Annotated in this window: 6 protein-coding genes; 2 read left to right on the top strand and 4 right to left on the bottom strand. The window is 47.2% G+C overall.

The features are described 5' to 3' along the window. On the top strand, nucleotides 1-1,180 hold a 1,180-nt coding region (locus tag ACP5KC_RS08605), incomplete at its 5' end, for a neutral/alkaline non-lysosomal ceramidase N-terminal domain-containing protein (RefSeq protein WP_428287286.1). Between the two features lie 49 nt (nucleotides 1,181-1,229). Here the strand turns inward: ACP5KC_RS08605 and ACP5KC_RS08600 are convergent. The 4 genes from ACP5KC_RS08600 to ACP5KC_RS08585 are packed head-to-tail and all read right to left on the bottom strand — an operon-like array spanning nucleotide 1,230 to nucleotide 4,222. Next, complete coding sequence (locus ACP5KC_RS08600) at nucleotides 1,230-2,348, bottom strand: Gfo/Idh/MocA family protein (RefSeq protein ID WP_428287285.1); 1,119 nt, start codon at nucleotides 2,346-2,348, stop codon at nucleotides 1,230-1,232. 9 nt (nucleotides 2,349-2,357) lie between these two features. Continuing rightward, on the bottom strand, nucleotides 2,358-2,861 hold the full coding sequence (locus tag ACP5KC_RS08595; protein ID WP_052884089.1) for a PTS system mannose/fructose/N-acetylgalactosamine-transporter subunit IIB: 504 nt from the start codon (nucleotides 2,859-2,861) through the stop codon (nucleotides 2,358-2,360). 15 nt (nucleotides 2,862-2,876) lie between these two features. Beyond that, entirely contained in the window at nucleotides 2,877-3,332 is a 456-nt protein-coding gene (locus ACP5KC_RS08590; protein WP_191118405.1) for a PTS sugar transporter subunit IIA, read from the bottom strand. A gap of 5 nt (nucleotides 3,333-3,337) precedes the next feature. Beyond that, complete coding sequence (locus ACP5KC_RS08585) at nucleotides 3,338-4,222, bottom strand: haloacid dehalogenase-like hydrolase (RefSeq protein ID WP_191118404.1); 885 nt, start codon at nucleotides 4,220-4,222, stop codon at nucleotides 3,338-3,340. Nucleotides 4,223-4,309: 87 nt separating this feature from the next. On the opposite strand from ACP5KC_RS08585, the gene ACP5KC_RS08580 reads away from it, so the two are divergent. Next, nucleotides 4,310-5,594 (top strand): PTS sugar transporter subunit IIC (locus ACP5KC_RS08580; RefSeq protein WP_428287284.1); only part of this gene is annotated, 1,285 nt, incomplete at its 3' end.

The raw sequence follows: 5,594 nt of genomic DNA, 5'->3' as shown, positions 1-5,594 counted from the left end.
CGGGTACATTAGGAGGAAGGAGCCCTCGCAGGGAGTACATGATGACATATTTGTCAAGGTGTTATTACTGGAATCTGGAGGGCTTCGAGTCCTGATAACTAGTTTTGACCTACTGGGAGTTGATGAGAATTTGTATGCTTCGGCAAAATCGAGGGTGGCGAGTAGCCGGGAAGTGTTTATAGCGGTTGGAACTCATACTCACTCAGCTCCAGCCTCATTGTTTAAATCACCTTTACTGACCTTTGGAGACGAGGTGTTTGACAAACTTTACTTCGACTATGTCTTAGATTCCCTCGAACATGCTGTCCTAGAGGCCGAGGAAAAACTTTCTCAAGCCAGTGTAAGCCTCTATACAGCAAAGGTGAAGGGTGTAGCTACCGACAGGGATGATCCTGCACGTGAGATAAACGATAAGTCTACGCTTCTAGTTTTTTCTTCAAGAAACGGAGATAAGTGTGGTCTACTCCACTTTGGTGTCCATCCCACTGTACTTGGACCCGAGAATCTCCTCATCTCGCGGGATTTAGTCGGGTATGCTACAGATTATATCGAGGAAAAACTCGGCGTTAAGACATGTCTCTTTGTAAATGGAGAGGCGGGTAACGTTTCAACAAGGTTCGTCCGCAAAGGACAGAATTTTTCGGAGGCTCAACGTTTGGGAGTCCTACTTGCAAGACAAACCATTGGCTCTGCACCCATATTTACCACTAAAGAAGCACGAGCTGAAGACATCTCAGTCGAACAGCACCAGGTGGATCTTAGGCTTAAACATCCATCTGAGAAGCTTAGCGAAGTTTCATTCTTTTCTGAAGTAGGTAGAGAGAAAACGGATCGTAGGTCTGAAGCCGCAATGGAAGGAAAAGAGCTCTTAGAAAAGCTTTCCGGTTTAAAGGCTTGGCCAAGGAATGTCCAGGCAATAATCGTAAGATTGACACTTAAGGGAATATTGCATAGCATCTGGCTGCCTTTCGAGGTTTCTTCAGGCTTGTTTGAAGCACGTGCTAGCACCTCTTTACCAACACTTATCGTCTCCTACGCAAACGGTTACTACGCGTATCTAGCTCCAGAAGCAACTAAAAGCTATGAGTATATTTTCGAGCTTGTCTCTAAACAGGATAAGGTCAGGATACGAGGTCAAATACAAGCTATGATCAATGATAGATCTTTGAAGGATAACTAATTAAGTTGAGTCTGTTCGGCTTTACAAGTTATGTTGTAAGTAGAGACATTTAAAGAATGGCTTCTATGGGTTTCCCGCTAGCAGCAGATTCGTAAAAACTGCTTAGAAGTTCCTGGCTTCGTAGACCATCTTTGAGGTTTGGATAGGGGCTCTCGTTTAACCCAGCAATATTGTCCACAAAATTTTTCACAAGAACAAGGTAAGAGTACACCCATCCCTCAAAGCTTTTAGGTGCCGGCCAGTTGAGCCATGGATATATCTCCTCGAATCCCTTGACTATCTTCTCAATCCTCTGAGTCTCCCTCTTAAACAGGTATACTGTGTGTGGCTCTGTTAGCGTGAACCGTACACCTCCTCTTGATCCGTGGATCTCGACCCGCATCTGCTCCTCAAATCCAGGAGATAACTTGGAAGCCTCCACTATTCCAGGAGCTCCGTTTTCGTACTCGAATAAAGCGAAGCCAACATCCTCAGTATCAACCTTTACGATCTGCCTTGTTACAGGATCCTTTCGCTCCACAATAACAGTGTATGTTCGTCCCAAAATCCTCTTTATCCTGCGGGAAGTTATACTCTCAGCGAGGTCTAAAGCATGGACGCCGAGATCCGCGAATACCCCTCCACCCGCAACCTGTTTACTCATACGCCACTCGAACGGTGTGTCCTCGTAGGCGTGCTTTGCATGGGCTATAACTGCCCTGAACTCTCTTATTTCTCCCAGCTCACCTCTTGAAATCATGTCGCGAGCAATCACGGAAGCCGGAATAAGCCTCGAGACTAGACATATAGCCCCTTTTCTCCCCAGCTTTTCGGCTCTCGAAACAACGTCTTTCGCCTCTGATAGCGAGACGGTGAAAGGTTTTTCTATAATAATATCGGCTCCAGACTCCATTGCCTTAATAGAGTATAAGGCGTGGGTGTTATTAGGCGTACTTATAGCAATCAAGTCTAAATCTCCCTTAAAGAAATCGGTCTCGCTGGTTGTCCACTCCTTAAAGCCGTACTCTCGCGCAAAGGCCTCGACTTTCCTGGCTGTTCTACTCATAGCACGGACTAGCTCTATTTTAGGGAACTTCTCCTCTCTTACACTGAATCTAACCGCATTAAACGCCCATGCTAACGCGTTTGCAGACCAGCCAGATCCTATAATCCCGACCCTTATTTTCAAACAAATCCCCTAAAACTTAAGGCTTCTAATTTTCTGCTCCATGTCTATGGGCTTGGGCGGAAAATCCGGGAGTTGCTGGTAGTATAATTTTATGCCCATATCAAGTATTCTCAGCAGAGCCTTATGGTCCTCGGGACCTATGTCGAATGTCTTTTCAATTTTTACTCTCCCGGCCCTATAACCCATCTGGCCTAGAAGAACGTATTCGACTTTTATACCCGACTTTTCTAGAAAGCTGGCAACATCCACGGGGTTCTCGAAGAGCATAAGAACTTTCTCGTTATTGTTGAGCTTTTTTGCCTTTTCGGATGCCTCTTCTACCTTAAGAACCTGAACCGATACCCCTGGGGGAGCAAGCATTAACTGCAGCTGTTTAAGTGCCGGGTTCGAGGCTATCTTATCGTTGACGACCCATATTGAAGTCGCGCCGAACCGTTTTGTCCAGGCAGCCGTAACTTGTCCATGTATGAAGCGGTCATCAATCCTGATGAATATGTTTTGCTGATAGCCCACCTTGACCCCCTACCATTAACTTTTTACTCTTCTTAACAACTGCTGGATAAAAGATTTTTCTTGGGTTTCCTGGGTGTCAATAAGTTCACGTAAATCTGTGCCTACAAAGGCTCTAACGCCATCACGGCCTGCTCTCCTCGCGTTTTGAATAAGTTCTTCAGTAGTTTTAGCATCGCTTGATAGAATCTCTATCATCATTGCCATGTTAAAGCCTGTTAATACAGCCTTTACCTTACCCTCTTGGAGAAGCATTAGTGCGGCTCGGCTCGGGGTTCCCCCGAAGAGGTCTGCGAGCACGACTGTGTCCTTGTCGACAGTCTTTGAGAGTTTCTCGTAATAATTTTCTAGGCTTTCTCCCTCGAGGAGCTCTACACAATTGGCTTTCTCCATTATGGAGACGCCTAGTATCATTGCCACGGCTTTGATCATTTCACAGCCAAGGCTCCCGTGGGAGGCTAGTACGAGTTTCAAGCTTTTCACCTTAGGTGAGACATAGCTATACGCTTATAAGTGTGTCTTACTCCTCGCACAGCTATCGAGAGCTCCAGTATGTTTTCCGGTCTAGCGATGCCCATCGAGTAGCCTGAGTCACCGATATGGTGAATGTCACACCCGCAAGCCTTCGATTGCAAGGCTATGCTTCTTATGACTTCCGGCTGGGCCCCCTCCTGGGACGTCCCGATTGTACACATTACTAAGACATCGTATTTCTCCGCCAGTGAAACAACCGTTCTAACATTCTCGGGCGTTGATGATGGAACTGTATAAGGCGCAGGTATTAATATGCCGTCAGCCCCCCTAGCCAGCACTTCTTCAATAAGATTCAAGTCAAACATTTTTTCAACCCTTAATCCACCACTATGCATCTTACCCCCCATAACAATGGATTTTTCTGCGGCTACCGATTTAGCTGTCTCAACTCCCAGAGCTATTCGCCTCCACGTCACCCCTAGACCCGGATTACCTGTAACCAACAAGAGGCGAGAACCATGTTCAATACTTTTGAGCACAGATTCTCTGGTAAGTCTCCTACCCTCTGGGAGCATCCCTGCATCTACAGGCTCAAGATTATTTCCTGTAAATCGCTGGGTGAAGACAGAAATTCCTCCAATTGAACTATGCTGAGGTGGCACTCCTTCAACCTTGGGATCAAAAACGTCATACATGTTTAGAATCAGAAGGTCAGCCCCGAACCTCGCTGCGAGCTCAACATTGGAAACACCGTCTACTAGCGGCCGTGCAATTACAACGACTTCAGCAGCCACTACTCTGCCCTCCGAGGCCTTAACCGCCTCAAGGAAGTCCTTAGCAGTTATAGAGGCAAGTTCTTGCCCTGTTAAATCTAACACTCGTTTAACCATGTTCTCATTGACTTATAACAAGTCATAAGTATATCATGTTTTCTTCTTAAGAAAACTTTATAAAAAAGTATACCAAAACACTAATGTATGACAGCACTAGGACCAGTTGAAGTCGGACTTCTAGGACTGCTTGCCTTCATCTTCGGACTCGACTACATATGGGTCACCCCCCTTGGAATATGGCGCCCCGTAGTCGCAGGCACCCTTACAGGAATTATCCTAGGCGACCCGATCACAGGTCTAATCGTAGGCTCACTACTAGAATTCGTATTTGCAGGACTCTTCACTATAGGCGGCGGAACAGTCCCTGAGGCTGCTACAGGAACAATTGCTTCAGTCGTAGTTGCAATCACAGCGGGGATAAAGCCTGAGGCAGCCGTCCCACTAGCAATACCAGTGGCAGTCCTGACGATGAACCTTGAGATCGTCGTAAGATCCTTCGACGCGGTATTCACACACTGGGCTGACGCCGAGATCGAGAAAGGAAACTTCGATAAAATACCCCTCATAAATATCCTAGGCGCCGTCCCATGGGCTCTCAGCAGAGCTATTCCTATATGGGCCTTCGTGGGTGCGCTAGCGATAAACCCGCAGGCCGTGAAATCTTTCATCGAGGCACTACAAGTAGTACAGCTAGGCCCGCTAACGATTCGATTCTGGGACGCGATGGGAGTCGCCGGAGCAGTTCTACCAGCTCTAGGTGCCGCTATAATGATGAAAATGATGCTTTCAAGGGAGACGGTAGCCTTCTACATTCTCGGATTTGCACTAGCCGCCTACCTCAAACTCAGCCTACTCGCAATAGCATTAGTTGCCGGCTCAATCATTTTTGCTCTCTACCTGTTCACCCACCGCGAAGCATTCCAACAGTTAACCCTTTCATCCGGGTCTCAGGGGGTTAAAGGCTCAGCGACTTCGAAGGACTTCTTCAGATGGTTTGGATTATCATGGTTCATACAGTCTTCATGGAACTATGAGAGAATGATGGGCACGGGCTTCGCACATGGTATGCTAGAGGTTGAAAAGAAGCTCAGAAAAGACCCCGAGGAGTTGAAAGCCTGGATGAGATTACATAACGAGTTCTACAACACGGAGCCCCACGTGCACAACGCGATATACGGGATGGTAATATCACTTGAGGAGCAGGGCGCCGACCCAGATACAATTCGTGGAGTTAAGACCGCCCTCATGGGACCATTTGCAGGGCTAGGCGACTCCTTGCTCTGGTTCACCCTACTTCCCATAGCCTTCCTCCTTGGAGCATCTCTAGGAGTCAACGGTAACATTCTGGGCCCGCTAGTAGCACTCCTCATATGGATTCCCGTCTCCTGGGCTATCAAATACTACTCCCTAGTGTACGGCTACAAGTACG

It is taken from the genome of Infirmifilum sp. (assembly GCF_049970975.1).
Taxonomy (GTDB): domain Archaea; phylum Thermoproteota; class Thermoprotei; order Thermofilales; family Thermofilaceae; genus Thermofilum; species Thermofilum uzonense.
Note: the sequence above shows the minus strand (reverse complement) of the source record. Positions and strands in the feature narration are given on the sequence as shown.

Bases quoted from the DNA above. Each gene is read 5' to 3' on its own strand.
- ACP5KC_RS08585 (WP_191118404.1), bottom strand. From the start codon at position 4,222: ATGGTTAAACGAGTGTTAGATTTAACAGGGCAAGAACTTGCCTCTATA.